Raw genomic sequence first — 25,467 nt, forward strand, 5'->3', positions numbered from 1 at the left:
GACGCCGGGGCGGTTCACATCATGTCTTCGATCTCCGCCGCGATGGGGTCGGCGTCGGTGCCGATGACGACCTGGATGGCGCTGCCCATCTTGACGACACCGTGGGCTCCGGCGGCCTTCAGGGCGGCGTCGTCGACCTTGGCCGGGTCGAGGACCTCGGTGCGCAGGCGGGTGATGCAGCCTTCGACCTCTTCGATGTTGTCGATGCCGCCGAGCCCGGCAACGATCTTCTCAGCCTTGGTGGCCATGTTCGTTCTCCCTGATCCGAACCGCTTTGTCGTAGTAACCCACAGTTGGCCCATCTTTGCGAGCGGTCCTGTCGTGGGTGCCGAAGGATGGCGTCACGACAGCGGAACCGTCCTCCGACTGGTCTACACCACCGGGTGGAGTGTCGCCAAACCCGTCGAGCGAAGGGGACCGGATGAGTGCCGCCAGCCCCGCCGGCGCCGAGCATACGGTCCGTTCCGGGCGGGAGCGCTGGAACAAGGTGTTCCAGGGGCTGCAGAAGATGGGCCGGAGCCTGCAGCTGCCGATCGCGGTGCTGCCGGCGGCGGGCATCCTCAACCGGCTGGGGCAGCCGGACGTGTTCGGGGACGAGGGGCTCGGCTGGACGGACGTCTCCAGGGTGATGGTGGGCGCGGGCGGCGCGCTGCTGGACGGTGCGCTGGGGCTGCCGATGCTGTTCTGCGTCGGTGTGGCCATCGGCATGGCGAAGAAGGCGGACGGTTCGACGGCGCTGGCGGCGGTGACCGGGTTCCTCGTCTACTACAACGTGCTGCGCCAGTTCCCGGAGGACTGCCCCGAGGGGTCGCAGGCGGTGCCGATGGTCGGCTGCCGGCTGACGGACGGGACGGTGACCGCGTTCACGTACCAGAACCCGGGGGTGTTCGGCGGGATCGTGGTGGGGCTGATGGCGGCGTACCTGTGGCAGCGGTTCCACCGGACGAGGCTGGTGGACTGGCTGGGCTTCTTCAACGGCCGTCGCCTGGTGCCGATCATCATGGCGTTCGCGGCGATCGTGTTCGCGGCGCTGTGCCTGTGGATCTGGCCGCCGATCGGCGGCGCGCTGGAGGGTTTCAGCGACTGGATGAGCGGCCTGGGCGCGGGGGGCGCGGGGGTGTTCGGGGTGGCGAACCGGGCGCTGCTGGTGGTGGGGCTGCACCAGTTCCTGAACGTGCCGATCTGGTTCCAGTTCGGCAGTTACACCAAGCCGGACGGCTCGGTGGTGCACGGCGACATCAACATGTTCCTGGCGGGCGACCCGGAGGCCGGGCAGTTCCTGTCGGGCTTCTTCCCGATCATGATGTTCGCGCTGCCGGCGGCGGCACTGGCGATCACCCACTGCGCGCGGCCGGACCGGCGCAAGGAGGTCGGCGGCCTGATGCTGTCGGTGGCGCTGACGTCGTTCGTCACCGGCATCACGGAGCCGCTCGAGTACGCGTTCCTGTTCGTCGCGCCGGCGCTGTACGTGGTGCACGCGCTGCTGACGGGTGCGTCGATGGCGGTGACGTGGGGGCTGGGGGTGCACGACGGGTTCAGCTTCTCGGCGGGGCTGATCGACTACGTCATCAACTGGAACCTGGCGACCCGGCCGTGGGCGATCGTCCCGATCGGCCTGTGCTTCGCGGTGGTGTACTACGCGGTCTTCCGCTTCGCGATCACGAGGTTCGACCTGAAGACCCCGGGGCGGGAGGCCGAGGAGGAGGTCGAGGACACCACCAAGGCGTGACCGCGGCGTGATCTCCTAGGCTGGACCCGGCTGTCGGGGCCCTCGGACCTACTCGGTCCGGGGGCTTTTCGACGTGCCCGGAGGACGGCCGTCGGGCGGTTCCGCGCCGGCCGCGGCCGGCGTCCGGGGCAGGCACGCCGCGTAGCCCGCCGGTAGCGGGGACAACGGGTTCCTCGCACCCCCTCCATCGTGCTACAACAGGTCTACACCACCGAGTGGTGTAGACCACCGGACGCCGCCGTCCCCTTCCTTTGTCCCCGGGCGGCGCCATGCCCACTGGAGGAAGTTGTGTCCACGGCCAGCGCCGCTCCCGCGGCCGAGAAGAAGAAGGGCTCCGGCGCGATGGCTGTGCTGCAGCGCATCGGCCGCAGCCTGATGCTGCCGGTGGCCGTCCTGCCCGCCGCCGCGCTGCTGGTGCGCCTCGGCAACACCGACATGCTCGGGCGCCCGGAGTTCCCGGCCTTCCTGACGAAGATCGCGTCCTTCATGAGCGCCGGCGGCAACGCGATCCTCGACAACATGGCCCTGCTCTTCGCGGTGGGCATCGCCATCGGCTTCGCGAAGAAGTCGGACGGCTCGACCGCGCTCGCCGCCGTCGTCGGCTACCTGGTCTTCAAGAACGTCCTCGGCACGTTCACCGACGGCAGCCTGCCCAAGAAGGAAGCCATCGTCGACGGCAAGATCGTGATGGTCGAGCAGGCGGTGGACGCCAAGGTGCTCGGCGGTGTGGTCATGGGCCTCGTCGTCGCCCTGCTCTACCAGCGCTTCTACCGCACCAAGCTGCCCGACTGGGCGGGTTTCTTCGGCGGCCGCCGCCTGGTCCCGATCCTGTCGGCGTTCGCCGGTCTGCTCATCGGCATCGTCTTCGGCTACATCTGGCCGATCCTCGGCACGGGTCTGCACAACTTCGGTGAGTGGCTGGTCGGCTCCGGTGCCGTCGGCGCGGGCATCTTCGGTGTCGCCAACCGTGCCCTGATCCCGGTCGGCATGCACCACCTGCTGAACTCCTTCCCCTGGTTCCAGGCGGGCGAGTACGAGGGCAAGAGCGGTGACATCGCCCGCTTCCTCGCCGGTGACCCGACCGCCGGCCAGTTCATGACCGGCTTCTTCCCGATCATGATGTTCGCGCTGCCCGCCGCCTGCCTGGCCATCGTGCACTGCGCCCGCCCCGAGCGCCGCAAGGTCGTCGGCGGCATGATGTTCTCCCTGGCACTGACCTCGTTCGTCACCGGCGTGACCGAGCCGATCGAGTTCACGTTCATGTTCATCGCGCCGGTCCTGTACGCGATCCACGCGGTCCTCACCGGTGTCTCGATGGCACTGACCTGGGCGCTGGGGATGAAGGACGGCTTCGGGTTCTCGGCCGGCGCGGTCGACTTCTTCCTGAACCTGGGCATCGCGACCAACCCGTGGGGCCTGGCCCTGGTCGGCCTCTGCTTCGCGGCGGTCTACTACGTGGTCTTCCGCTTCGCGATCACCAAGTTCAACCTGCCGACGCCGGGCCGCGAGTCCGACGAGGAACTGGCGGAGCTGCAGAAGGCCGAGGCCAAGTAGCCGCCCCGACCGCACGGCCGAGGCCCCCGGCGCCAGGACGGCGCCGGGGGCCTCGGCCGTGCGGGGACTCAGATCTCGTACGTCGCGCCCCGCGTCGCCAGCCCCACCGGGCCGTCGTACACCGCGCGGGCGTCGATGAGGTTGATCTGCGGGTCGGTCCACGGGGGGATGTGGGTGAGGATCAGGCGGCGGACGCGGGCGCGGGCCGCGGTCTCACCCGCCTCGCGGCCGTTGAGGTGCAGGTCGGGGATGTTCTCCTTGCCGTGCGTGAAGGCGGCCTCGCACAGGAACAGGTCGGCGTCGCGGGCGAGTTCGTCCAGTGCCGGGCTCACTCCCGTGTCGCCGGAGTAGGTCAGGGTCCGCCCGCCGTGCTCGATGCGGATGCCGTACGCCTCCACCGGGTGCGCGACCCGCTCGGTGTGGACGGTGAACGGGCCGATCTCGAAGGTGGACGGTTTGACCGTGTGGAAGTCGAAGACCTCGCTCATGGAGGAGGCCGAGGGGGTGTCGGCGTAGGCGGTGGTCAGCCGGTGCTCCGTGCCCTCGGGTCCGTAGACCGGGAGGGGCTCGCAGCGGCCGCCGTCGTGCCGGTAGTAGCGCGCCACGAAGTACGCGCACATGTCGATGCAGTGATCGGCGTGCAGATGGCTGAGGAAGATCGCGTCGAGGTCGTAGAGACCGCAGTGGCGCTGCAGCTCTCCCAGGGCGCCGTTGCCCAGGTCGAGGAGCAACCGGAAGCCGTCGGCCTCGACGAGGTAGCTCGAGCAGGCCGATTCCGCGGACGGGAACGACCCCGAGCAGCCGACGACGGTGAGCTTCATGAAGCAGAAACCTCCGCTGGCGGGATGTGAAGACGGGGGTCGTGCGGTTCGTCGAGCGTAAGGCGCGAAACCTTCGGTCGCTCCTCCGCCAGGGTCCGTTGTGGGCGAACTCACCTGTGCTGTCACCGGTTCGGCTGGAAGCGGGGCTTCCGGGTGCCCCGTGGGGGCGCGCGCAAGCGGCTCGCGCCGGTACGGTCAGGGCATGGACACGTCCTGGTGGCTCGCCTTCGCCGCGGTGGTGCTGCTCGCCCTGGTCACCGCGCTCGTCGACGGATGGGGCCGCGGGGCGCGGCCGCCCCGGGAGCGCCGGGTCGGGTTCCCGCGGCCGAGGGGGCGGGCCGGTGCGGACGCGGGCCGGCCGCGGCCGGCGGAGATCTGGTGGGCCGGGGTGCCCTACGAGGACGGGCCCGGGAGCAAGGACCGGCCGTGTCTGGTGCTGTCGGTGCGCGGGCGGCGGGCGACCGTCGCGAAGATCACCACGAGGTTCCGGGACGAGCGGGCGGGGGTGATCGCGCTGCCCCCGGGCTCCGTCGGGGACGCGCAGGGGCGGGCGAGTTTCCTGGAGACGGACGAGCTGCGCGAGGTCCCGGTGGAGGACTTCCGGCGCCGGGTGGGCGTGGTGGATCCGGTGCTGTGGGACCAGGTGCGGTATCTCGCGAGGTGACGCACCGGGGCCACGGGAAGGTGGCGCCCCGGGGACGCGAAAAAGGGGCCGGAGGTGTGTGCCTCCGGCCCCTTCTCGCGTGTGCGGTGAGGTGCCTTCGCGGGACGGGCGGGGGCCGTCCTACGCCCAGAGCTGGCCCTGGAGCGTCTCGATGGCCTCCTCGGTCGTGGCGGCCGTGTACACGCCGGTCGACAGGTACTTCCAGCCGCCGTCGGCGACGACGAAGACGACGTCGGCGGACTCCCCCGCCTTCAGCGCCTTCCGCGCGACGCCGATCGCCGCGTGCAGGGCCGCGCCGGTGGAGACCCCGGCGAAGATGCCCTCCTGCTGGAGCAGTTCACGGGTGCGGGTGACCGCGTCGGCGGAGCCGACCGAGAAGCGGGTGGTGAGGACGGAGGCGTCGTACAGCTCGGGGACGAAGCCCTCGTCGAGGTTGCGCAGGCCGTAGACCAGGTCGTCGTAGCGGGGCTCGGCGGCGACGATCCGCACGTCGGGCTTGTGCTCGCGCAGGTAGCGGCCGACGCCCATCAGGGTGCCGGTGGTGCCGAGGCCGGCCACGAAGTGCGTGATCGAGGGCAGGTCGGCGAGGATCTCGGGGCCGGTGGTGGCGTAGTGCGCGCCGGCGTTGTCGGGATTGCCGTACTGGTACAGCATCACCCAGTCCGGGTGTTCGGCGGAGAGCTCCTTGGCGACCCGCACGGCGGTGTTGGAGCCGCCCGCGGCCGGGGAGGAGATGATCTCCGCGCCCCACATGGCGAGCAGGTCGCGGCGCTCCTGCGAGGTGTTCTCGGGCATCACGCACACCATGCGGTAGCCCTTGAGCTTGGCGGCCATGGCGAGCGAGATGCCGGTGTTGCCGCTGGTCGGCTCGAGGATGGTGCAGCCCGGGGTCAGGCGGCCGTCCTTCTCCGCCTGCTCGATCATGAACAGGGCCGGGCGGTCCTTGATCGAGCCGGTGGGGTTGCGGTCCTCCAGCTTGGCCCAGATCCGGACGTCGGCGGACGGCGAGAGCCGCGGCAGGCGCACCAGAGGGGTGTTGCCCACCGCGGCCAGCGGGGAGTCGTAGCGCATCGCCGGTCAGGCCATGCCGCCGGCCACGGCCGGCAGGATCGTGACGTTGTCGCCGTCGGACAGCTTGGTGTTGATGCCGTCGAGGAAGCGGACGTCCTCGTCGTTCAGGTAGACGTTGACGAAGCGGCGCAGCTGGTCACCGTCCACGATGCGGGCCCGGATGCCCGCATGCCGGGTGTCGAGGTCGGCGAAGAGCTCGGCGAGGGTGTTCCCGGTGCCCTCCACCGCCTTCTGACCGTCGGTGTACTGGCGGAGGATGGTCGGGATGCGGACCTCGATGGCCATGGCTGCGGGCTCCTGTCGGAAAGGGGTGTGATCTGGTCGGTGGGCGCGCGTGGGGGTCCCCCGGGCTCTCGCTCCGGGGAGCGCCGCGGCTCACGGCCGTACGGCGGCTGCGGGAATCAACAGAGGGCGCTGTTCAGCCTGCACAGGTCGACGTGCAGCCGCGCCACGAGCAGTGTGCCCGGCGTCGTTTCGCTCACGTCGAGTAGAACCATGGGCCCATCGTATCGATTCCCGGTCCGCACCCCGGAATGCGGTCTCATCCCTCGGACGTCTCGCATCCGCAGTCCGAGACCGGCGCGCTCGGCATCCGGGGTGTCTCGGGATCGGCAGGCGATCGGCGGGCGGTCAGTACGCCTCGACGACCTTGACCTCCTCCTCGGTGACCTCGCCCTCCACGATCCGGAAGGAGCGGAACTGGAACTCGCCGAGGCCGTCGGTGTCGGCGGTGGAGACCAGGACGTAGTGGGCGCCGGGCTCACTGGCGAGGTCGATGTCGGTGCGGGAGGGGTGGGCCTCGGTCGCGGTGTGGGAGTGGTAGATGACCACCGGTTCCTCGTCGTTGTCGTCCATCTCCCGGTACAGCTTCAGCAGGTCCTGGGAGTCGAACTCGTAGAACGTGGGCGAGCGGGCCGCGTTCACCATGGGGATGAAGCGCTCGGGACGGCCGGAGCCCACCGGGCCCGCCACCACGCCGCACGCCTCGTCGGGGTGGTCCTCACGGGCGTGGGCGACGATCTTGTCGTACAGGGCCTGGGTGATGGTCAGCATGGGGCCCAGGATAAGCAGACGGGCCGACGCGTACCGAAGGGTGGTACGCGACGGCCCGCATGCCGGACGCCCTGAGCGGCCGCCGCGGGGAGGACCACGTGTGCTCCCCGCGGACGGGCGTCCTGGGGGGAGGTCAGAGGACCTTCTGGAGGTCCGGTTCGCGGCGCTCGGCGACCCCCGGGTTGCGCTGCTTGAGCAGGAACCAGCCGACGCCCAGGGCGGCGGCCCAGCCGGCCATCACGTACAGGCAGATCCGGGCGTCCGCGTCGATCGCGATCAGCGCGGTGACGAAGAGCAGGAACACGATGGCGATGTAGGAGCAGACCGAGCCGCCGGGCGCCGGGAAGGAGGAGGAGGGCAGCCGGCCCGCGACGACCTTGCGGCGGTAGAGGACGTGGCTGACCAGGATCATCAGCCAGGTCCAGATGCCGGCCGCGGTGGCGATGGAGGTGACGTAGCCGAAGGCCTTCTCCGGGACCACGTAGTTCAGGACCACGCCGATGCCCATGAAGACCACCGAGGTGGCGATGCCGAGCGCCGGGGTCTTGCGGGACGACAGCCGCTTGAAGAGCCGCGGGGCCTCGCCGTTGTCGGCGAGGTTGCGCAGCATGCGGCCGGTTGAGTACATGCCGGAGTTGCAGGACGACAGGGCGGCGGTCAGCACGACGAAGTTGACGATGCCGGCGCCGGCCGGGATGCCGATGACCGCGAACGCCTTCACGAAGGGGCTGACCCCGTCGGAGAACTCGGTCCACTCCACCACGCACAGGATGACGGTGAGCGCGCCGACGTAGAACAGGGCGATGCGCCAGGGCAGGGTGTTGATCGCCTTGGGGAGGGTCTTCTCCGGGTTCTCGGACTCGCCGGCGGTGACGCCGACGAGCTCGACGGCGAGGTAGGCGAACATGACGCCCTGGAGGGTCATCAGGGACGAGCCGATGCCCTTGGGGAAGAAACCGTCGAAGGCCCACAGGTTGGAGACGGCCGCGGTGTCGCCGGCCTGGCTGAAGCCGAGGGTGAGCACGCCCAGGCCGATGACGATCATGCCGATGATCGCGGTGACCTTGACCATCGAGAACCAGAACTCGATCTCGCCGAAGAGCTTGACCGAGATCAGGTTGGCCGCGAACAGGACGACCAGGAAGACCAGGGCCGACACCCACTGCGGGATCACCGGGAACCAGTAGTTGATGTAGATGGCGGCGGCGGTCAGCTCGGCCATGCCGGTGACCACCCACATCAGCCAGTACGTCCAGCCGGTGAAGTAGCCGAAGAACGGGCCGAGGAACTCGCGCGAGTACTCGGCGAAGGAGCCCGAGACGGGGCGGTAGAGCAGGAGCTCGCCGAGCGCCCGCATGATGAAGAAGATGATCACGCCGGCCAGGGCGTACATGACGATCAGGCTGGGGCCGGCCTTGGCGATGTTCGCCCCGGCCCCCAGGAAGAGGCCGACGCCGATGGCGCCGCCGATCGCGATCATCTGGACCTGGCGGCTGCCCAGTCCGCGCTCGTACCCCTCCTCGGGTACGGCCTCTTTGTCGACCTGCGGTGAGGTCATGTGTGCGCCTTTCTCCATTCCGACCCGGGCCGTCGGTCGGCCGCGGATCGGGTCGCGATCCCCCCGGACTGATGGAGCTGAGCTGTCCGCTCGTGCCTGGCCGGCGGTGGCCGGCTCGGTGGCGCACCCGGCCGAACATTCGGGTGGTGTTCACCGGGCGATCGTGAAGATGTACCACGGTCGCCCCGTCGATCACCTGAGCGGAGTGTGACGCACCCCACAGGGAGAAGCGGACAAAGCGCACCCGGAAAACCCATAGGCGGCGGGCTCGGTAATGCGATCGTTACCCGGATTTGAGCGTCCGCTGAGCGAACGGATCGGGCGACTTGTCCGGACATGCGGCGTGGATCTACGGCATGAGGGGGTGATCCGCGGCACGCGCCGCGGGAACCACGGCACCGGCACGGGGACCACGACACGAGGTGCGGGAGCCACGACGCCGGGCGCGGGAGCTGCGGCGTGAGGCGCGGGGACTGCGACGCCGGGCGCGGGGGCTACGGCATGAGCGTCGAGACGAGCGTCTCCTGGAGGGCGCCGAGCCACAGGTACGCCATCACCATCGGCTTGCGCGGGTCCTCGTCGGAGAGGTGGAGGAGGAGGTCGCTGTCCTCCTCGTCGCTGATCTCCAGGCGGGAGCCGATCGCCAGGCGCAGGTCGTTCAGGGCGCCGAGCCACCGCCGCGACTCCTCGGGCGCCAGCTCGAGCACCGCCCCGTCCTCGCCGGCCGGGACGAGCTCGTCCAGGGAGCGGATCACCGCGAGGGCGTTCTCGCGCTTGCCCGCGCGCAGGTCGTTCTCGGTGTAGCGGCGGAACTCGGCGGAGTACGCCCGCTGCTCCTCGGCCTCCTTCCCGGACGCGGGCTGCCCGGGGCCGCCGTAGGCGTCCGGGAAGAGGCGGCGCAGCACCGGGTCGGAGGGCGGCTCGCTCGGCCCCTCGGCGAACAGTTCGGCGAGCGGGTCGCCGGAGGCATCCTCGGCCGGGCCGGGGCCGATGAGCTCCATCAGCTGCACGGCCAGGGAACGGATGATGGAGATCTCGACGTCGTCGAGGGCGACGGCCGCGCCGCCGCCGGGGAGCGGTTCGAAGTGTCCTGGCATGGAGGCGATTCGCTACTTCCGGTCCTGCGGGCGGGGTCGGGTCATGTCCGGCTCGGTCACTTCCGGTCCTGCTGGAGGGTGGCCCACAGTCCGTAGCCGTGCATGGCCTGGACGTCGCGTTCCATCTCCTCGCGGGTGCCGCTGGAGACGATCGCCCGGCCCTTGTGGTGGACGTCGAGCATGAGCTTGGTGGCCTTGTCCTTGGAGTAGCCGAAGTACGTCTGGAAGACGTACGTCACGTAGCTCATGAGGTTGACCGGGTCGTTGTGGACGATCGTGACCCACGGGACGTCGGGCTCGGGTACGGCGAAGACCTCCTCCGCCGACTCGGTGCGTTCGATCTCCAGGGGCGCGGGTGACGTCACACTGCCCATGCTGCCACCGCAGGGGGGTGGTCGCACAAACCGGCCCGCTGTTCCGGTGCTTGGACCCTAAATCGTCAGACTGACGAAATGGGGGTAGCATCCGTCGTATGAACACAGCGGACCTTGGGCTGCCGGTGGATGTCCCCTCGACGGCGCTCTTCACGGACCAGTACGAGCTGACGATGCTGCAGGCCGCCCTGAAGGCCGGTACGGCCGGGCGGCGCAGTGTGTTCGAGGTCTTCACCCGGCGGCTGCCGGACGGGCGCCGCTACGGCGTGGTGGCCGGCACCGGGCGGGTGCTGGACGCGGTGGAGAACTTCCGCTTCGACCCGGGCGTCCTGCGCTTCCTGCGGGAGAAGGGGATCGTCGACGACCCGACCCTGGAGTGGCTGGCCGACTACCGCTTCTCCGGCGACATCCTGGGCTACCCCGAGGGCGAGGTGTACTTCCCGGGCTCGCCGATCATGCGGGTCGAGGGCAGCTTCGCCGAGTGCGTGCTGCTGGAGACCGTGATCCTGTCGATCCTCAACCACGACTCGGCGATCGCCGCGGCGGCCTCCCGGATGTCGTCCGCCGCCGGTGACCGGCCGCTGATCGAGATGGGCGCCCGGCGCACCCACGAGCTGGCCGCGGTGGCCGCCTCGCGGGCCGCGTACATCGGCGGCTTCGCCTCCACCTCCGACCTCGCGGCCGGTTTCCGCTACAACATCCCGACCGTGGGCACCTCCGCCCACGCCTTCACCCTGCTGCACGACACCGAGCGGGACGCGTTCCGCGCCCAGGTGGACTCGCTCGGCGGCGGGACGACGCTGCTGGTGGACACCTACGACGTGGCCGAGGCGGTCCGCACGGCCGTCGAGGTCGCCGGACCGGAGCTGGGCGCCGTGCGCATCGACTCCGGCGACCTGCTGCTGGTGGCGCACCGGGTGCGGCAGCAGCTCGACGCGCTGGGCGCGACCGGCACGAGGATCCTGGTGACCTCGGACCTGGACGAGTACGCCATCGCCTCGCTGGCGGCGGCGCCCGTGGACGCGTACGGGGTGGGCACCCAGCTGGTGACCGGCTCCGGGCACCCGACGGCCTCCATGGTCTACAAGTTGGTCGCCCGCGCCGTCTCCGACGACCCCGGGGCGCCGCTGGTGCCGGTGGCGAAGAAGTCCTCCGGCGGCAAGACCTCCCTCGGCGGCCGGAAGTGGGCCGCGCGGCGGCTGGACGCGTACGGCGTCGCCGAGGCCGAGGTGGTCGGCACCGGCGAGGTGCCCGACGCGCTGGCCGACCGGCAGCTCCTGGTGTCCCTGGTCGAGGGCGGCGAGGTGGTCGCGCGCGAGCCGCTGGACGTGGTCCGCGACCGGCACGCGGCGGCCCGCGCGGGCCTTCCCCTGTCGGCTACACAGCTCTCCCGGGGGGAACCCGTCATTCCGACGGAGTACCTGCACGGGGGCTCGGGTAGCTAAAGCGGCATGTGCCGTCACCGGCGGGTCGGGGCTCCTGCCCGCCCCGCCCAGTCCCTGTCCGCATCGACCGTCATTCCCTAGGCTCGGAGGTTCACGGCCGGGCCGCTCCCCACCCGACCCCAGAACCGAAGGACACCGACCATGCGCCGCGCCTTGATCGTCGTTGACGTGCAGAACGACTTCTGCGAGGGAGGCAGCCTCGCGGTGACCGGCGGCGCCGACGTGGCCGCCGCCATCACCGAGCTGATCGGGCAGGCCCCGGCCGGCTACCGGCACGTGGTGGCCACCCGCGACCACCACATCGCCCCCGGCGGGCACTTCGCCGACAACCCCGACTACGTCCGCTCCTGGCCCGCGCACTGCGTCGCCGGGACCGAGGGCGTCGGCTTCCACCCGAACTTCGCCCCCGCGGTCGCCTCCGGCGCGATCGACGCCGTCTTCGACAAGGGGGCGTACTCGGCGGCCTACAGCGGGTTCGAGGGGACCGACGAGAACGGCGTGGGCCTGGCCGACTGGCTGCGGGACCGGGAGGTCGACGAGGTGGACGTGGTGGGCATCGCCACCGACCACTGCGTGCGCGCCACCGCCCTGGACGCCGCCCGCGAGGGTTTCCGCACCCAGGTCCTGCTCGACCTCACCGCCGGGGTGGCCCAGGCGACCACCGAGCGGGCGATCGAGGAGCTGCGGGAGGCGGGCGTGGAGCTCTCGGGCAAGCCGGTCGTCCAGTGACGACCGCCACACGGCTCCCGCGGTGAGCGTCACGCGGGCCCCGTGGCGCCCGCGGTGGGCGTCCCGCGGGCCCCGTGGCGCCCGCGGTGGGCGTCCCGCGGATCCCGTGGCGTCCGCGGGTGGGCCTCACACGGCGCCCGCGGCGCCCGCGGCGGGCGTCACGCGGGTGTCGCGGGGCGTCCGAGCAGGGCCCTGATGGGACGCCACAGCTCCACGACCGGCGCGCGGCCGGCCGGCACGCCGCCGTCGGGCGCGGTGCGCCATATCAGGCCGTCGGGGTGGTGCAGCACCGCCGTGACCTCGTCGGGGGTCGGCGGGGCGGCGTTGCCCCGCAGGTAGACCGCCCGCAGCCCCAGGTTGCGCAGCCTGGTCAGGGCGCGCGCCCGGTTCTGCGCGTGGACGAGCACGCGGACCCCGGCCGGTCCGTCGGCGGCGGGGCTGGGCAGGTTCAGCGCCACCACCACGGTGCCGTTCGGCAGCTTGCAGAAACCTCCTGCGGCCATGTGGTCATACCCCCGTGTCATCCGGTGTCAATAAGAAAGCCACAGGACGCACCTAAACACGGATCGGCGGCGACCCGCCAGGGGGTCACCGCCGATCACGCTCTGACCTGCGAAAACGCTATTTACTTGCTCGCCCGACCGACCTCGAGGTGGATCGTCGAGCCGTCGCGGGCCTCCTTGACGATCTTGATCGTGGTGTTGGTGTCAGTGATCTTGACACCACCGGTCGGGTTCGCCTCGTCGTAGTAGGTGTTCTTGCGGTCGTTGAAGACCGAGACGCCCTTCGAGGAGGGGATCCGGGTCGCCACGTCGGCCTTGTGCAGCGTGAGGCCGTCGGTGCGGTGCGTGCTGAACGTCGCGTCGTAGGTCTGGATGCGGTTGCGCATCAGCGTGCCGTCGGACCACTTCAGCGCGGTCGGGTGCGAGTCGACCGGGAGGATCAGACCGGTGCCCGGGTGCCGGCTGGTGTTGTTGTCCTGCTGCGAGGTGTCCCACTTCCAGATCAGCAGGCCGTTCTGGTACGGGAAGTGCTCCACCCAGTCCGGGCGGCTGTTGGCGAAGCCGAAGTTGTACGGGCCGACCCGCAGGGTCTTGTCGTACGAGACGTACTGCCGGTTCTCCGCGATGTAGTACTGCGCGTAGTCCTTGGTGAAGGAGGCGCCGATGCGGGAGAAGCCCTTCGCCGTCCAGGCCGCGTCCTCGGTCTCGGCGTCGTCCGTGAAGAGCGCCGCGCCGTCCGCCGTCACCGTGATCCGGTCGGCCGCGAAGCCCTTCATCGCCAGGCCGCCGTCGGTCTGGTAGCGGAAGCGCAGGTCGATCTTCTGGCCCGCGTAGGCGTCCAGCGGGTACACCAGCGGCTTGTAGCCGTCGACCGTGCCGTGCAGGGCCGGCTTGTCGCTGCCGTCGCGCGGGATCGGCCGGCCGTCCACCGTGCCGTCGACGGCGGTCCAGTTGGCGCCGCCGTCGGTCGACACCTCGGTGTAGAGGAAGTCGTAGTCGGACTCGATCTCGTACCAGCCGTCGAGGGTCAGCTCGGCCGAGGTCTTGCCGGTGAGGTCCACGGAACGCGTCAGGGTGTTCCTGAGGTCGTCACCGCTGCCGCTCCACCACTGGGTCCGCCCCTCGGCCGGGACGACGACCTCGGTGGTGACCGCCTTCTCCGGGAGCTCGACCACGAGGGCCTGCTTGTTCTTGGTCTGGTACTCCGCGAGGCCCAGCTTGTGCTTCGACTTCGTCGCGGCCTTGGCCGTGTCGAAGTCGAGCCAGCCCAGCTGGAGCTTGTCCCAGGCGGTCATGTCGCCGGGCAGGTCGCCGATCTCGTTCTTGCCGGTGCCCAGCCAGGAGCCGGAGGACATCAGGGTCCAGAAGCCGGTGGAGTTCTCGCCGCCGGCGGTGTCGTAGAGGTCCGGCAGACCGAGGTCGTGGCCGTACTCGTGGGCGAAGACGCCGAGTCCGCCGTTCTCCGGCTGGATGGTGTAGTCGCCGACCCAGATGCCGGTGTCACCGACCTGGGTGCCGCCGAGCTTGTTCTGCTCGGGGCCGGTGGCGCCGGCGTCGGTGCCGAAGGCGTACCAGCGGTGGGCCCAGATCGCGTCCTCGCCCTGGGCGCCGCCGCCGGCGGACTCGTCCTCACCGGCGTGCACGATCTGGAAGTGGTCGATGTAGCCGTCGGGCTCGTTGAAGTCGCCGTCGCCGTCGTGGTCGTAGCGGTCCCACTGGTCGTACTCGGCCATCTTGGCCGCGATCTCGGCGTCGGTCTTCCCGGCCGCCTTCTGCTGCTCCACCCAGGCGTTGACGCCGTCCCGCACCGCGAACCAGGCGCAGTTGTCGGGCTCGCACTTGTTGGAGCCGTAACGGGCCTCGTTGTAGGGGACCTTCACCCAGTCGGTGACCTCGCCCTCGACCGAGTAGCGGCCGGAGGACTGCTTCTCGAAGTAGGTCTTGACCGAGTCGACGCCCTTGCCGGAGCCGAAGTACAGCTCCTGGAAGTGCTCCCGGTTGTAATCGGCCTGCCAGGCGGTGGAGTTGTCCTTCTTGCGGTCCGGCTCGGCTATCTGGTTGTGCAGCGGACCCGGGGTGCCGCCGTAGCGGCTGTCTATCTGGTCGCCGAACTCGACCAGGATCGTGAAGATCTTGTCGGTCTTCTCACGGCCGAGCTCGACGTACTTGGCGTCGCCCTTCTTGCTCTTGAGCTGGACGACCTTGGAGCCCTTGCGGTCCTTCACCGTGGCCTTGCCGGCGATGACCTGCTTCAGTGCCTCCTCGCGCTGGGCCGCTCGGGTCTTGGAGAGCGGGCCCTCGAGGTCGTGCTCCACGTGGGCGCGCGCCGCCGGATCCTTTCGATCCACGGCGGCGGGCCGGTCGGCCGCGTCGGCCGTGTCGGCCTGGGCCACGGTGAACGCCGAGCAGGTGGCGGTGGCCGCCGCGAGGGCCACGCCTATCGCGGCTGCTCTGAACGTCCAGGGTCTACTGGTCACTTGAGATCCCCTCCCGCGTGCGTGCGCGCGGACAGGGCGTCCGTCGTTGGAGGGCCCGCGTCGCACGTGATCAACGCGTGTAGTCAAGTGACCACATTCGACTAGAGGTTCGGCAGAAAATACAGACCTTGACTTGAACAGCTCAAGTGCATTATGCGGAGCCGACGTTCGCGTATCGGACACTTCGGCGCGAAACCGAACGGGCGCGCACATCCGTCCACTGGCTGGACGCCATGAATCCGTGCGCCCCCCGTGCACCGGCCCTGTCGGTCGGGTCGTGGTTACTGCCGGTTCCCCTCGGGCACCCTCGCGGTAAAGTCGCTTGGCGGAACGCCCCTGACCCGGTGGAAAGCCAGGCCGACGGCCCCCGACTTCCTAGGACACGATGGCCATGCCCCGTCCGACTGTCGCTCAGCTCGCCTACGGTACGTGCACCGTGGTCCTCTCGACCTTCGCCCTGCTGCTGTTGTCACGGACGGGTTCGGCCGTGGGGATCACCTTCGTCGCCGTCGCGGCACTCGCCCTCGGTGTGCTGGTGGCCATGGCGCCTCCGCTGGCCAGGCCCCGTTCCGCCGCGGCGCGGCAGCCCGCTCCCCTCCGGTCGGTGCGGACCGCCGTCCCCGCTCCGGTCCGCACGTCGGTGCGGGAGCCGGTCCGCGAGCCGGTGCGGGAGCGGGCGGCGTCCTGACGCCTCGTCCGGTCCTCCCGCCACCCGGCCCGGTCCTCCCGGCGCCCGCCCCGGTCCCGGTCAGCCGGTACTGACCACGACCGTCCTGGCGGCCTTGTCGTGCAGCCCCTGCTTGTAGGGCCGGTCGAAGAAGCTCCAGCCGCCCGCGATCACGGTCCAGACGCAGGCGCAGCAGAACGCGAACGGCAGCCACAGCACGGCCGCGCGGGTCAGTGAGGTCTGCACGGAGGGGGTGGCGCCGTCGGAGAGGTTGGCCACCCTCAGCTTCAGCCACTTCTTGCCCAGGGTCTGACCGAAGCGTGCCGTCATGAACGTGTCGTAGGCGATGTAGAGCACGGCGGCGACGAAGGACTGCCAGAGGGAATTGCCGACGTTGACGTCATTGCCGTCGACGTTGTACTCGCCGATCCCGAACGGCCAGGTGAGCAGCCAGACGACGAGGCCCACCAGGACCATGTCGATGATGCGGGCGAGGGTGCGCCTGGCGCTGTCGGCGAGCGGGGGCATGCCGGCGAGGGGGTCGGTGGGGCCCTGGCCGCCGCCGTAGGGGCCGCCTCCTCCGCCGTAGGGACCACCGCCGCCCGGGCCGCCCCAGCCCGGACCACCGCCTTCACCCGGGCCGCCGCCTTCACCCGTACCGCCGCCGCCCGGGTACGGCGGGGGCTGGCTGCCGTACGGGGTGTCGTACGGGGAGCCCTGCCCCGGCGCTCCGGGCCCGCCGGGGCCCGACGGGCCGTCCGGTGGAGGCTGCTTCCGGAACGGGTCGTCGTCCGGTGGGGGCTGCTTCCGGAACGGGTCGTCGTCCGGCGGCTGCTGACCGGAGCCGGAGGGCGGTTCGGTGCTCATGGCCCGAGTCGACCGCGAACCCCCCGGCCTCGCATCCGGCGAGCGGCCGTCCGGAGTAGCGCTCCCCGGGCGGCGCGCGGGCCGGGCGTCCGCGCCGTCAGCCCGCCACGAAGGTGTGCGCGGCCTTGTCGTGCCAGCACTGGCGCCAGGGCTTGTCGAACAGGCACCACAGAACCCCGACGACACCGACGACGAGGATCCCGGGGACGCTGTAGACCAGCCAGCGGCGCAGGGCCGCGCCGAACTCCGGTGCCTCGTGCCCCTCGATGTCGCGCACCTCGAGGCCCATCAGCTTCTTGCCCAGGGTGCGGCCCCACTTGACGGTGGGCAGCACCTCGTAGAGGACACCGGTGAGGAGGAGAACGGCGAGGACGACGCCGAGGTACACCGAGGTCGTGCCGTCGAGCAGCCAGACCGTGACGGTCTCGCCGGACAGCTTGGCCGCGTCGATCTTCGCGTTGACGTGGTCCACCGCCTTGATGCCCAGCGGTACGGCCGCCGCGGCCGTGACGCCCCCGAGCACGACGGTGTCCAGCAGCCGCGCGGCCAGCCGCTTGCCGAGCGCCGCGGGCCGGGCCGCGGCCTGTCTCCGGGCGGCCGCCTGGAACGGGTCCTCGACCGGCGGCTTCCACGGCGCGACCGGCGGCTCCTCGCCGCCCGCGAGCCGGTGCACCTGCTGCGCCCAGGAGGACTGACCGCCGCCGGGACCGCTCGTCAGCGGCGCACCGCCGGGAGCGGCCGACGGGGCGGGGACGGCCGGAGCGGCCGCGGCCGCCGGGGCGGGACGGGCCGGGCCGGTCTGCGGGGGGACGGTCGGAGTGACCTGCTGCGGACCGGACGGCGCCGGGGGGACGGCCGCGCCGGCGCCTCCCGCCCGCTCGGCGGCGGCACGGGCGGCGGCCGCCTTCCCGGCCCCGAACCCCGGTCCCCGGGAGGCGGCGGCGCCCGCCGGTCCCCCGCCCGGCGCGCCCGCGTGCGGGGGGACGGCGCGGAAGGTCATGGTGCCCTCGTCCCCGGGGGCTCCGCCGGAGGCGTCGGCCGCCGCCTGCCGGGGCTCCGTCGCCGGCCTGCGGAAGACGAAGGTGCCGTCCTGGGCGGCCGCGTCCGTCTCCGGCCGGTCCGGGTCCGTTCCCCCGGGTGCCTCGGGCGCCGTCTCCGGTGCGGAGGTGTGCGGGACCCTCGGGTCGGCGCCCCAGGAGATCCTGCGGTCCCGGTCGCCGCCGAAGCCGGACTGGCGGGAGCGGTCGGCGCCCCAGGCCGAGGCGGGCTCGGGCCGGCTGCCGTGCTGGGACTCGGCCGGGGACGGGGCGGGGAACGGGGCCGGTTCGTCGATCGGGTCCTCGTCGAAGAAGTGCGGACCGGTCTCCTCGACGGAGGGCTGCGCCGGGCGCACCCCGGGCGGCGGGGCGAGCGGCTCGCCGTCCCGGGGCGCCGGACGGCTCGTGCCCGGCACCCAGGCGGCACCGTTCCAGTACCGGACGTATCCAGGGATGGACGGGTCCGGGTAATACCCTTCGCGGGGCGTGTCGTCGCCGGGGGCCGGGGTTGGGGCGCTCATGTCCGTCGTCCCGTATCTGCTCGAGGGATGGGTCGGGGGAACCCACATCTATCAGACGGGCGCGGGCCTGACCGCCCGTCCTGCCGGACCCACCCCTTTCGGGCACTGATGGGGTATCCGGCGAAAGATTTTCCGGAGATCCGAGCACGGTTCGGAGAATTCAGAACAGCTTGCCCGGGTTGAGGAGGTTCAGCGGGTCGAAGACCTGTTTGACGGCCTGGTGCAGCTCCACGCCCACCGGGCCGATCTCGCGCGCCAGCCACTCCTTCTTCAGGACGCCCACGCCGTGCTCGCCGGTGATGGTGCCGCCGAGTTCCAGGCCGAGCGCCATGATCTCGTCGAAGGACTCGCGGGCCCGCCGGGACTCCTCGGGGTCCGCCGCGTCGAAGCAGACCGTGGGGTGGGTGTTGCCGTCGCCCGCGTGGGCGACGACGCCGATGGTGAGCCGGTGCTTCTCGGCGATCCGCTCGACGCCCTCGATGAGCTCGCCGAGCCGGGAGCGGGGCACGCACACGTCGTCGATCATCGTCGTGCCCGTGACCGCCTCGAGCGCGACCAGGGACATCCGCCGTGCCTGGAGCAGCAGTTCGGACTCGGCGGCGTCCTCGGCCGGCACCACCCGGGTGGCGCCCGCCGCCTCGCACAGCGCGCCGACGGCGGCGAGGTCGGCGGCCGGGTCGGTGGTGTCGAAGGCGGCCAGCAGCAGGGCCTCGGTGGACTCGGGGAGGCCCATGCGGGTCATGGCGTTGACGGCCCGGACCGTCGTGCGGTCCATGAGTTCGAGGAGTGAGGGGACGTGCCCGCCGGCCATGATGCGGCACACCGCGTCGCAGGCGGCGGTGCCGGAGGCGAACTCGGCGGCCAGCACCAGTTGCCCGGGCGGTTTGGGCCTGAGGGCGAGGACCGCGCGGACGACGATGCCGAGGGAGCCCTCGGAGCCGACGAACAGGCGGGTCAGGTCGTACCCGGCGACGCCCTTGGCGGTGCGGCGGCCGGTGGACAGCAGCCGGCCGTCGGCCAGCACCACGTCCAGTCCGAGCACGTACTCGGCCGTGACCCCGTACTTCACGCAGCACAGCCCGCCCGAGGCGGTGCCGATGTTGCCGCCGATGGTGCACGTCTCCCAGCTGGAGGGGTCGGGCGGGTAGTACAGGCCGTGTTCGCCGACGGCGCGGGAGAGCGTGGCGTTGACGACGCCGGGCTCGACGACGGCGATCCGGTCGACCGGGCTGATCTCCAGGATGCGGTCCATCTTCGTCAGGGAGAGCACGATGCAGCCGTCGGTCGCGTTGGCCGCCCCGGACAGGCCGGTACGGGCGCCCTGGGGGACGACCGGGACGCGCAGCGCGGTGGCGGTGCGCATGACGTGCTGCACCTGTTCGACCGTGCGGGGCAGGACGACCACGGCGGGGCTGCCGGCCGGGCAGAAGCTCGCCATGTCGTGGGCGTAGGAGGCCGTGACGTCGGGGTCGGTCAGGACGGCCTCGGGGGGCAGACCGCCGAGCAGCCGGTCGACGAGGGAGCCGGCCGCCACCGTGTCTTCATCGCGTCGCGCTTCGATACGGCTCATGATCACAGCGTGACACCCGGGGCCATCGGTGTGAACCCCACGTACGGCAGCAGCGTCACATCGGGGTGTGTTCATCGTATGAACGCCAGGTGTGGCGCACAGTGGGCGCCATGGACGACAAGCCACACGAGCCCGGCCGGCGGATCCGCCGCCGGGTGCTGCTCTCCTCGGTCGCCGGGTGCGCGGTGCTCGGCGGGGTGCTGGTGCTGGTGCCGCTGCCGCGGGAGCACGGGGTGGACTCACCGGAGCGGGTGGAGCGGGCGCTCGCGGCGGTCACCAGCGGGGTCCCGCCCTCGCTGCCCGACCTGGCGGCGCTGGTCGAGGAGCGCGGGCGGCACCTGGAGGAGCATCCGAAGGACGCGGAGTCCTGGGCGGTCCTCGGAGCGGCCCGGGTGGAGCAGGGGCGGCGGCTGGCGGACCCGGCGCACTGGTCGCGGGCCGAGAAGGCGCTGCGCACCTCGCTGAAGGTGCGGCCGAAGGGGAACGCCCGCGCGCTGCGGGGCCTCGCGGCACTGGCGAACGCGCGCCGGGACTACGCCGGGGCGCGCAGGTGGGGCGAAGAGGCACGGAAGCTGGAGCCGAAGCGGTGGACGACGTATCCGCTGCTGATCGAGGCGTGCACCGGACTGGGCGACCACAAGGCGGCGGGGGACATGCTGGACCGGCTGGCCGCACTGCGCTCCGGGCCCGAGGTGATGGCGCGGGCGGCGGCCGTGTACCGGGACCGGGGCTGGCGGGAGGACGCGGCGGTGCAGCTGGCCGACGCGGTGTCGGCCGCCGGGGAGCCGGCCGAGCGGGCGGCGTATCTGGAGCAGGCCGGGCAGCTGGCCTGGGAGCGCGGCGACCGCCAGGACGCGCTGCGGCAGTTCCGGGAGGCGGTGCGGATCGACCCCGACCAGCGGGCGGCGCAGGCCGGGCAGGGCAGGGCGCTCGCGGCACTGGGCCGGACGACGGAGGCGCTGACCGCGTACCGGGCGGCGCTGGACGGGCAGCCCCGGCCCGAGTACGCGCTGGAACTGGGCGAGCTGTACGAGTCGCTGGGGCGGCGGAAGGAGGCCCGGGCGCAGTACGGCCTGCTGCGCGACCGGGTCCGGCTGGCCGCGGCGCACGGGGCCGACGAGGATCTGGTGCTGGGCCGGTTCGAGGCGGACCACGGGGACGCGGAGGCCGCGGTGCGGCGGCTGCGGGCCGAGTGGGAGCGGCAGCCGTCGACGGAGGTGGCGGACGCGCTGGGCTGGGCGCTGCACCGGGCGGGCCGGTCCGAGGAGGCGCTGCCGTTCGCGCTGCGGGCGACGGACGAGGGCCGGGGCGGCGGGGTGCGCAGCGCGCTGTACGTGTTCCACCGGGGCATGATCGAGCGGGAGGTGGGGCGGGACGGGGCGGCCCGGCGGCATCTGCGGCAGGCGCTGCAGATCAACCCGTACTTCTCGCCGCTGCGGGTGCCGCTGGCGAAGGCGGCGCTGGAGCGGCTGGGCGAGCCGTCCGTGCTGGCCGGTCCGGAGGTGTCCTGAGACGCCTCCCCCGCGTGCGGGGGCGGGCACCGGTCGCCGGTGCCCGCCCGGGTCCGCCGGCGGATTACAGGTTGCCGCGCTTGGCCTGCTCGCGCTCGATCGCCTCGAACAGGGCCTTGAAGTTGCCCTTGCCGAAGCCCATCGAGCCGTGCCGCTCGATGAGCTCGAAGAAGACGGTCGGGCGGTCCTGGACCGGCTTGGTGAAGATCTGCAGCAGGTAGCCGTCCTCGTCGCGGTCGGCGAGGATCTTCAGCTCGCGCAGCGTCTCGATCGGCACCCGGGTGTCGCCGACCCACTCGCCGAGGGTGTCGTAGTACGAGTCCGGGGTGTCCAGGAACTGCACGCCGGCCGCGCGCATCTGACGCACCGTGTGCACGATGTCGTTGGTGTTGAGCGCGATGTGCTGGACGCCGGCGCCGCCGTAGAACTCCAGGTACTCGTCGATCTGGGACTTCTTCTTGGCGATGGCGGGCTCGTTGATCGGGAACTTGACCTTGAGCGTGCCGTCGGCGACCACCTTCGACATCAGCGCGCTGTACTCGGTGGCGATGTCGTCGCCCACGAACTCCTTCATGTTCGTGAAGCCCATGACCTTGTTGTAGAACCCGACCCACTCGTTCATCCGGCCGAGCTCGACGTTGCCGACGCAGTGGTCGATGGCCTGGAAGGAGCGCTGGGCGGGCGGTGCGACGATCGGGTCGGCCGCGACGTAGCCGGGCAGGTAGGGGCCGTCGTAGCCGGAGCGGTCGACCAGGGTGTGGCGGGTCCTGCCGTAGGTGGCGATCGCGGCCAGCACGACCGTGCCGTGCTCGTCCTTGAGCTCGTACGGCTCGGCGACCGGGCGGGCGCCGTGCTCGACGGCGTAGGCGTACGCGGCGCGTGCGTCCGGCACCTCGAGGGCGAGGTCGATGACGCCGTCGCCGTGCGCGGCCACGTGGTCGGCGAGGAAGGCGCCCCACTCGGTGTACTGCTTGACCACCGAGGTGAACACGAAGCGGGCCGAGCCGCTCTCCAGGACGTACGCGGCGGTCTCGCGGTTGCCGTTCTCCGGTCCGGAGTAGGCGACCAGCTTCATGCCGAAGGCGGTGGAGTAGTAGTGCGCCGCCTGCTTGGCGTTGCCCACGGCGAAGACGACCGCGTCCATCCCCTTGACCGGGAAGGGATCGGCCTGCCGGGCGTCGGTCGCGGGAGTGTGGTCTGTGGTCTGCGTCATAGGGGCAGGGTGGTGCAGCCCTGCAAGGTGCGCAATAGTTCGCGTATTCACTGGACAAAATGTCCAGTCGTCCGCCCGCATCGGCGGGCTTTCTGTACATGATGACCATCGGGAGGGGCGGGATGGCGATCGATCATCTGGACGGCCGGATCATCGTGCTGCTGGCACGCGAGCCGCGCGTCGGCGTGCTGGAGATGTCCCGCCGGCTCGGGGTGGCGCGCGGGACCGTGCAGGCCCGGCTGGACCGGCTTCAGTCGAACGGAGTCATCCGCGGTTTCGGTCCCGAGGTGGACCCGGCGGCGCTCGGCTACCCGGTCACGGCGTTCGCCACCCTGCAGATCCGGCAAGGGCAAGGAGCCGACGTGCGGGCCCACTTGGCGACCGTGCCGGAGGTGCTGGAGCTGCACACCACCACCGGCACCGGGGACATGCTGTGCCGGCTGGTGGCCCGCTCCAACGCCGATCTCCAACGGGTGATCGACCTCGTCGTCGGTTTTGATGGCATCGTCCGGGCCTCCACGGCGATCGTCATGGAGAACCCCGTTCCGCTGCGGATCATCCCGCTGGTGGAGCAGGCGGCGCTCGGCGAGTGATCCGACCCGGCCGAGCGGAGGTGAGCGGACGTGACCTTCTGGGAGTACCTGGGCGACCACCGTCAGCACCTGCTCACCGACGCCTGCCGGCACGCCGCGGCCGTCTTCACGTGCACGGTGGCGGCGGCCGTGCTCGGCGTGCTGGTCGCGGTGGCCGTCCACCGCAGCGCGCGGGCGGGCGGCCTCGCCGCGGCCGCCGGCCCGTCCCTGTCGGCCGTTCCGGCCCTGGCCGTGTTCGGTCTGCTGGTCCCGGTCGTGGGGCTCGGACTGCCGCCGACGGTGCTCGCGCTGACCCTGTGCGGGCTGCTGCCCATCGCGCGGAGCGCGGTCGTGGGCCTGCGCGGGATCGATCCGGCGCTGGTGGACGCGGCCGGGGGCGTCGGCCTGTCGCGGCCTGCCCGGCTGGTGCGGGTGGAGCTGCCGCTGGCCTGGCCGTCGGTGCTGGCCGGGATGCGGGCCGCCACGCGGCTGCTGACGGGCGTCGCGGCCGTGGCCGCCTGCGTCTCCGGCCCCGGCCTCGGCAATCCGATCCTGCGCGGGATCACCTCGCCGGACAGCGGTGACGCGCTCCCCCAGGTGCTCGCCGGCACGCTCGGGATCGTCGTCCTCGCGCTGCTCTTCGACGCCGCGTACGTCCTGGTCGGGCGGTTGACCGTGCCCGGGGGGACCCGTGCCTGAGCCACCCGGGAGGACGTCGCGGTCGTCCCGGCCCCCCGCCGTCGGGACGACCGTCGGGCCGGAGGACGGCGGAGGGGAGGCGCGGGCGTGAGGTCCTCTTCCGGGCGGCGGCCCGAGGACGAGCGGGGGGTGCGGGGGCCCTCCTCCCGGGACGGGGGCGGCGGACCGTCGGACGAGGCGGAGCCCGCTCCCCCGCCGCCGGTGGCGGAGCCGCCCCGGGTGACCTGGCGGAAGCTGACGCTCCGGCCGATGGTGCTGGTCGTCGTGCTGCTGGCGACCTGGCTGTGGTTCGCGCGGGCCGACCTCGACGCGCCCTCCCGTCAGGCGCTGTCGGACGGCCGGGTGTCCGAGGCGCTGTGGCAGCACATCGAGCTCACCGCGCTCTCGGCGTTCCTCGTGCTGGTCATCGCGGTCCCGCTGGGCGCCCTGCCGGCCCGCCGGGTACCGCGCGGGGTCGCCCGGGCCGGACCGGCGCTCGCCGCCCTGACCCGGGCGACCCCGGCGCTCGGTCTGCTCGCACTGCCGGTGGTCTGGCTGGGCGCCGGCCGCGGGGCCGCCCTGATCGGCATCGTCGCCTGCGCCGTGCCGCCGGTGCTCTCCCGCACCGCCGCCGCTTCGCGGGCCGGCGGCCCGACGCCGCCGGACGGGGCGCGCGGCATCGGCAGGTCCCCGCTGGGCGTGCCGCCCCGGGTGGAGCCGCCCCCGGTCGTGCCGCTCGTCCTCGCCGGGGCGCGCACGGCGCTCGTCCTGTGCGTCGGCACGGCGACGCTGGCGGCCTTCGGCGGGGGCGGCGGTCTGGGCGTGCTGATCATCGCCGGGATCACCGGCCCGCGGACGCCGGTGCTGCTGCTGGGCTCGATCCTCACCGTCGCGCTCGCCCTGCTGGTGGACTGGCTGGCCTCCCTGGCCGAACTGCTGGTGCGGCCGAGGGGCGCGGGCCGCTAGCAGCCGGGGACCTTGCCGGTGCCCTTCTCCAGGGAGACCAGGGCGTCGACCGCGCCCTTGAGCGTGGTGACCGGGACGAGGCGCAGGCCCTCGGGGAGTTCGGCCCGGGCGGCGGAGCACTCGGCCGCGGGGACCAGGAAGACGGTGGCGCCGTCCCGCCGGGCGGCCTGGGTCTTCAGGGGCACGCCGCCCACCGCGCCGACCCTGCCGGCCGCGTCGATCGTGCCGGTACCGGCGATGATCCGGCCGCCGGTGAGATCGCCGCCGCTGCCGTCGCCGTCCAGCTTGTCGATGATGCCGAGGGAGAACAGCAGGCCGGCGCTGGGGCCGCCGACGTCCGCGAGCCGCAGGGTGACCTCGATGCCCTCGTCCTCGCGGCCCAGGTGGTTCAGCGCGGCGGCGGTCGCCTCGTCCTGGGACTCCTTCATCTGCCGCTGGTTGTACCGCTCGATCTCCTCGGTGCTGTCCCCGCTGGGGTAGACCGAGTCACGGGGCATGACCGCCCGGTCGGTGTCGAACCAGCCGCCGACGACGTCGGGCAGGTCCACGCGGGTGTCCGGCGAGGTCGCCTCGATGGTCGTCATCCGCAGTTGCCCGGTGGTCTCCCGGACCGGCGCACCGGAGATCGTGATCACCTCGGTGCCCCTGTTCTCGCCGAGCACGTTCGCCGTCAGTCCCGGCTGCGCCACCGAGAACGGCAGCGGCGCGAACACCGCCGTGGCCAGCAGGGCGACGACGGGGGCGGCGCAGACGGCCAGGGCCTGGGGGCGCGTGAGGCGAGAGAGCACGG

26 protein-coding genes are annotated in these 25,467 nt (G+C 72.0%); 10 read left to right on the forward strand and 16 right to left on the reverse strand.

Going from position 1 to position 25,467, the window contains the following annotated elements; translation table 11 throughout:
- Positions 1-14: 14 nt before the first annotated feature.
- Positions 15-248 (reverse strand): PTS sugar transporter subunit IIB, encoded by a 234-nt coding sequence (locus CP969_RS15570; RefSeq protein WP_004987532.1) that lies wholly within the window; start codon positions 246-248, stop codon positions 15-17.
- Positions 249-421: 173 nt separating this feature from the next.
- Here CP969_RS15570 and CP969_RS15575 point away from each other — a divergent pair, with 173 nt between their 5' ends.
- Together CP969_RS15575 and CP969_RS15580 are read left to right on the forward strand one after the other, a co-directional pair.
- The gene (locus CP969_RS15575; RefSeq protein ID WP_016826083.1) at positions 422-1,729 is read left to right on the forward strand and encodes a PTS transporter subunit EIIC; all 1,308 of its coding nucleotides are present in this window, start codon (positions 422-424) and stop codon (positions 1,727-1,729) included.
- Between the two features lie 288 nt (positions 1,730-2,017).
- On the forward strand, positions 2,018-3,283 hold the full coding sequence (locus CP969_RS15580) for a PTS transporter subunit EIIC (protein ID WP_016826082.1): 1,266 nt from the start codon (positions 2,018-2,020) through the stop codon (positions 3,281-3,283).
- Between the two features lie 68 nt (positions 3,284-3,351).
- Here the strand turns inward: CP969_RS15580 and CP969_RS15585 are convergent, their stop codons facing one another.
- Positions 3,352-4,104 carry an MBL fold metallo-hydrolase gene (locus CP969_RS15585; protein WP_004987529.1) on the reverse strand — a complete coding sequence of 251 codons (753 nt, stop codon included), beginning with the start codon at positions 4,102-4,104 and terminating at the stop codon, positions 3,352-3,354.
- Between the two features lie 202 nt (positions 4,105-4,306).
- On the opposite strand from CP969_RS15585, the gene CP969_RS15590 reads away from it, so the two are divergent.
- Positions 4,307-4,768 (forward strand): type II toxin-antitoxin system PemK/MazF family toxin, encoded by a 462-nt coding sequence (locus tag CP969_RS15590; RefSeq protein WP_016826081.1) that lies wholly within the window; start codon positions 4,307-4,309, stop codon positions 4,766-4,768.
- Positions 4,769-4,888: 120 nt separating this feature from the next.
- On the opposite strand, the gene CP969_RS15595 is transcribed toward CP969_RS15590, so the two are convergent.
- From CP969_RS15595 to clpS, 7 genes are all read right to left on the reverse strand, one after another.
- Positions 4,889-5,839 (reverse strand): PLP-dependent cysteine synthase family protein, encoded by a 951-nt coding sequence (locus CP969_RS15595; protein WP_004987527.1) that lies wholly within the window; start codon positions 5,837-5,839, stop codon positions 4,889-4,891.
- A 6-nt stretch (positions 5,840-5,845) separates the two neighbouring features.
- Positions 5,846-6,124 (reverse strand): MoaD/ThiS family protein, encoded by a 279-nt coding sequence (locus tag CP969_RS15600; RefSeq protein ID WP_004987526.1) that lies wholly within the window; start codon positions 6,122-6,124, stop codon positions 5,846-5,848.
- A gap of 116 nt (positions 6,125-6,240) precedes the next feature.
- Positions 6,241-6,336: a putative leader peptide gene (locus CP969_RS34445; RefSeq protein ID WP_317984034.1), complete on the reverse strand. Its 96-nt coding sequence runs from the start codon at positions 6,334-6,336 to the stop codon at positions 6,241-6,243.
- 133 nt (positions 6,337-6,469) lie between these two features.
- The gene (locus CP969_RS15610) at positions 6,470-6,892 is read right to left on the reverse strand and encodes a M67 family metallopeptidase (RefSeq protein WP_016826080.1); all 423 of its coding nucleotides are present in this window, start codon (positions 6,890-6,892) and stop codon (positions 6,470-6,472) included.
- A 133-nt stretch (positions 6,893-7,025) separates the two neighbouring features.
- Positions 7,026-8,450 (reverse strand): amino acid permease, encoded by a 1,425-nt coding sequence (locus CP969_RS15615; protein ID WP_004987522.1) that lies wholly within the window; start codon positions 8,448-8,450, stop codon positions 7,026-7,028.
- Positions 8,451-8,944: 494 nt separating this feature from the next.
- Positions 8,945-9,547, reverse strand: coding sequence for a DUF2017 domain-containing protein (locus CP969_RS15620; protein ID WP_004987520.1), 603 nt, complete (start codon positions 9,545-9,547; stop codon positions 8,945-8,947).
- Between the two features lie 56 nt (positions 9,548-9,603).
- Positions 9,604-9,921, reverse strand: coding sequence for an ATP-dependent Clp protease adapter ClpS (clpS, locus tag CP969_RS15625; RefSeq protein ID WP_004987519.1), 318 nt, complete (start codon positions 9,919-9,921; stop codon positions 9,604-9,606).
- A 98-nt stretch (positions 9,922-10,019) separates the two neighbouring features.
- Between clpS and CP969_RS15630 the strand changes: the two genes are divergently transcribed.
- Entirely contained in the window at positions 10,020-11,366 is a 1,347-nt protein-coding gene (locus tag CP969_RS15630; RefSeq protein WP_026085143.1) for a nicotinate phosphoribosyltransferase, read from the forward strand.
- 141 nt (positions 11,367-11,507) lie between these two features.
- Positions 11,508-12,095, forward strand: coding sequence for a nicotinamidase (locus CP969_RS15635; RefSeq protein ID WP_004987516.1), 588 nt, complete (start codon positions 11,508-11,510; stop codon positions 12,093-12,095).
- 158 nt (positions 12,096-12,253) lie between these two features.
- Here CP969_RS15635 and CP969_RS15640 read toward each other — a convergent pair whose 3' ends face one another.
- Both CP969_RS15640 and CP969_RS15645 read right to left on the reverse strand, forming a co-directional pair.
- Positions 12,254-12,598: a hypothetical protein gene (locus tag CP969_RS15640; protein ID WP_004987515.1), complete on the reverse strand. Its 345-nt coding sequence runs from the start codon at positions 12,596-12,598 to the stop codon at positions 12,254-12,256.
- A 122-nt stretch (positions 12,599-12,720) separates the two neighbouring features.
- On the reverse strand, positions 12,721-15,075 hold the full coding sequence (locus tag CP969_RS15645; protein WP_004987513.1) for an immune inhibitor A domain-containing protein: 2,355 nt from the start codon (positions 15,073-15,075) through the stop codon (positions 12,721-12,723).
- A gap of 385 nt (positions 15,076-15,460) precedes the next feature.
- On the opposite strand from CP969_RS15645, the gene CP969_RS15650 reads away from it, so the two are divergent.
- Positions 15,461-15,763, forward strand: coding sequence for a hypothetical protein (locus CP969_RS15650; protein ID WP_016826077.1), 303 nt, complete (start codon positions 15,461-15,463; stop codon positions 15,761-15,763).
- A 60-nt stretch (positions 15,764-15,823) separates the two neighbouring features.
- On the opposite strand, the gene CP969_RS15655 is transcribed toward CP969_RS15650, so the two are convergent.
- The 3 genes from CP969_RS15655 to CP969_RS15665 all read right to left on the reverse strand — a co-directional run bounded on the left by CP969_RS15655 (position 15,824) and on the right by CP969_RS15665 (position 19,743).
- Entirely contained in the window at positions 15,824-16,609 is a 786-nt protein-coding gene (locus tag CP969_RS15655) for an RDD family protein (protein WP_016826076.1), read from the reverse strand.
- Between the two features lie 97 nt (positions 16,610-16,706).
- Entirely contained in the window at positions 16,707-18,167 is a 1,461-nt protein-coding gene (locus CP969_RS15660) for an RDD family protein (RefSeq protein ID WP_026085141.1), read from the reverse strand.
- 160 nt (positions 18,168-18,327) lie between these two features.
- Positions 18,328-19,743 carry an FAD-binding oxidoreductase gene (locus CP969_RS15665; protein WP_004987509.1) on the reverse strand — a complete coding sequence of 472 codons (1,416 nt, stop codon included), beginning with the start codon at positions 19,741-19,743 and terminating at the stop codon, positions 18,328-18,330.
- Between the two features lie 104 nt (positions 19,744-19,847).
- Here CP969_RS15665 and CP969_RS15670 point away from each other — a divergent pair, with 104 nt between their 5' ends.
- Positions 19,848-21,248, forward strand: coding sequence for a tetratricopeptide repeat protein (locus CP969_RS15670; RefSeq protein WP_039831624.1), 1,401 nt, complete (start codon positions 19,848-19,850; stop codon positions 21,246-21,248).
- Positions 21,249-21,312: 64 nt separating this feature from the next.
- Here the strand turns inward: CP969_RS15670 and hppD are convergent, their stop codons facing one another.
- Positions 21,313-22,461: a 4-hydroxyphenylpyruvate dioxygenase gene (gene hppD, locus CP969_RS15675; protein WP_004987506.1), complete on the reverse strand. Its 1,149-nt coding sequence runs from the start codon at positions 22,459-22,461 to the stop codon at positions 21,313-21,315.
- A 122-nt stretch (positions 22,462-22,583) separates the two neighbouring features.
- Between hppD and CP969_RS15680 the strand changes: the two genes are divergently transcribed.
- The 3 genes from CP969_RS15680 to CP969_RS15690 all read left to right on the forward strand — a co-directional run bounded on the left by CP969_RS15680 (position 22,584) and on the right by CP969_RS15690 (position 24,677).
- Positions 22,584-23,054 (forward strand): Lrp/AsnC family transcriptional regulator, encoded by a 471-nt coding sequence (locus tag CP969_RS15680; protein WP_016826072.1) that lies wholly within the window; start codon positions 22,584-22,586, stop codon positions 23,052-23,054.
- 30 nt (positions 23,055-23,084) lie between these two features.
- Entirely contained in the window at positions 23,085-23,732 is a 648-nt protein-coding gene (locus tag CP969_RS15685) for an ABC transporter permease (protein ID WP_016826071.1), read from the forward strand.
- Positions 23,733-23,819: 87 nt separating this feature from the next.
- A complete protein-coding gene (locus CP969_RS15690; protein ID WP_399474476.1) occupies positions 23,820-24,677 on the forward strand; it encodes an ABC transporter permease in 858 nt (285 codons plus the stop codon).
- Here CP969_RS15690 and CP969_RS15695 read toward each other — a convergent pair.
- Positions 24,674-25,465 carry a YlbL family protein gene (locus CP969_RS15695; RefSeq protein ID WP_004987503.1) on the reverse strand — a complete coding sequence of 264 codons (792 nt, stop codon included), beginning with the start codon at positions 25,463-25,465 and terminating at the stop codon, positions 24,674-24,676. The genes CP969_RS15690 and CP969_RS15695 overlap by 4 nt on opposite strands.
- Between the last annotated feature and the right edge of the window lie 2 nt (positions 25,466-25,467).

This window comes from Streptomyces viridosporus T7A, from assembly GCF_008704515.1.
In the GTDB taxonomy this organism is placed as follows: Bacteria; Actinomycetota; Actinomycetes; order Streptomycetales; family Streptomycetaceae; genus Streptomyces; species Streptomyces viridosporus.

Bases quoted from the DNA above. Each gene is read 5' to 3' on its own strand.
- CP969_RS15585 (WP_004987529.1), bottom strand. From the start codon at position 4,104: ATGAAGCTCACCGTCGTCGGCTGCTCGGGGTCGTTCCCGTCCGCGGAA.
- CP969_RS15635 (WP_004987516.1), top strand. From the start codon at position 11,508: ATGCGCCGCGCCTTGATCGTCGTTGACGTGCAGAACGACTTCTGCGAG.
- CP969_RS15590 (WP_016826081.1), top strand. From the start codon at position 4,307: ATGGACACGTCCTGGTGGCTCGCCTTCGCCGCGGTGGTGCTGCTCGCC.
- CP969_RS15640 (WP_004987515.1), bottom strand. From the start codon at position 12,598: ATGGCCGCAGGAGGTTTCTGCAAGCTGCCGAACGGCACCGTGGTGGTG.
- CP969_RS15595 (WP_004987527.1), bottom strand. From the start codon at position 5,839: ATGCGCTACGACTCCCCGCTGGCCGCGGTGGGCAACACCCCTCTGGTG.
- clpS (WP_004987519.1), bottom strand. From the start codon at position 9,921: ATGGGCAGTGTGACGTCACCCGCGCCCCTGGAGATCGAACGCACCGAG.
- CP969_RS15660 (WP_026085141.1), bottom strand. From the start codon at position 18,167: ATGAGCGCCCCAACCCCGGCCCCCGGCGACGACACGCCCCGCGAAGGG.
- CP969_RS15620 (WP_004987520.1), bottom strand. From the start codon at position 9,547: ATGCCAGGACACTTCGAACCGCTCCCCGGCGGCGGCGCGGCCGTCGCC.
- CP969_RS15610 (WP_016826080.1), bottom strand. From the start codon at position 6,892: ATGCTGACCATCACCCAGGCCCTGTACGACAAGATCGTCGCCCACGCC.
- CP969_RS15615 (WP_004987522.1), bottom strand. From the start codon at position 8,450: ATGACCTCACCGCAGGTCGACAAAGAGGCCGTACCCGAGGAGGGGTAC.
- hppD (WP_004987506.1), bottom strand. From the start codon at position 22,461: ATGACGCAGACCACAGACCACACTCCCGCGACCGACGCCCGGCAGGCC.
- CP969_RS15600 (WP_004987526.1), bottom strand. From the start codon at position 6,124: ATGGCCATCGAGGTCCGCATCCCGACCATCCTCCGCCAGTACACCGAC.
- CP969_RS15570 (WP_004987532.1), bottom strand. From the start codon at position 248: ATGGCCACCAAGGCTGAGAAGATCGTTGCCGGGCTCGGCGGCATCGAC.
- CP969_RS15575 (WP_016826083.1), top strand. From the start codon at position 422: ATGAGTGCCGCCAGCCCCGCCGGCGCCGAGCATACGGTCCGTTCCGGG.
- CP969_RS15655 (WP_016826076.1), bottom strand. From the start codon at position 16,609: ATGAGCACCGAACCGCCCTCCGGCTCCGGTCAGCAGCCGCCGGACGAC.
- CP969_RS15670 (WP_039831624.1), top strand. From the start codon at position 19,848: ATGGACGACAAGCCACACGAGCCCGGCCGGCGGATCCGCCGCCGGGTG.
- CP969_RS15650 (WP_016826077.1), top strand. From the start codon at position 15,461: ATGGCCATGCCCCGTCCGACTGTCGCTCAGCTCGCCTACGGTACGTGC.
- CP969_RS15680 (WP_016826072.1), top strand. From the start codon at position 22,584: ATGGCGATCGATCATCTGGACGGCCGGATCATCGTGCTGCTGGCACGC.
- CP969_RS34445 (WP_317984034.1), bottom strand. From the start codon at position 6,336: ATGGTTCTACTCGACGTGAGCGAAACGACGCCGGGCACACTGCTCGTG.
- CP969_RS15630 (WP_026085143.1), top strand. From the start codon at position 10,020: ATGAACACAGCGGACCTTGGGCTGCCGGTGGATGTCCCCTCGACGGCG.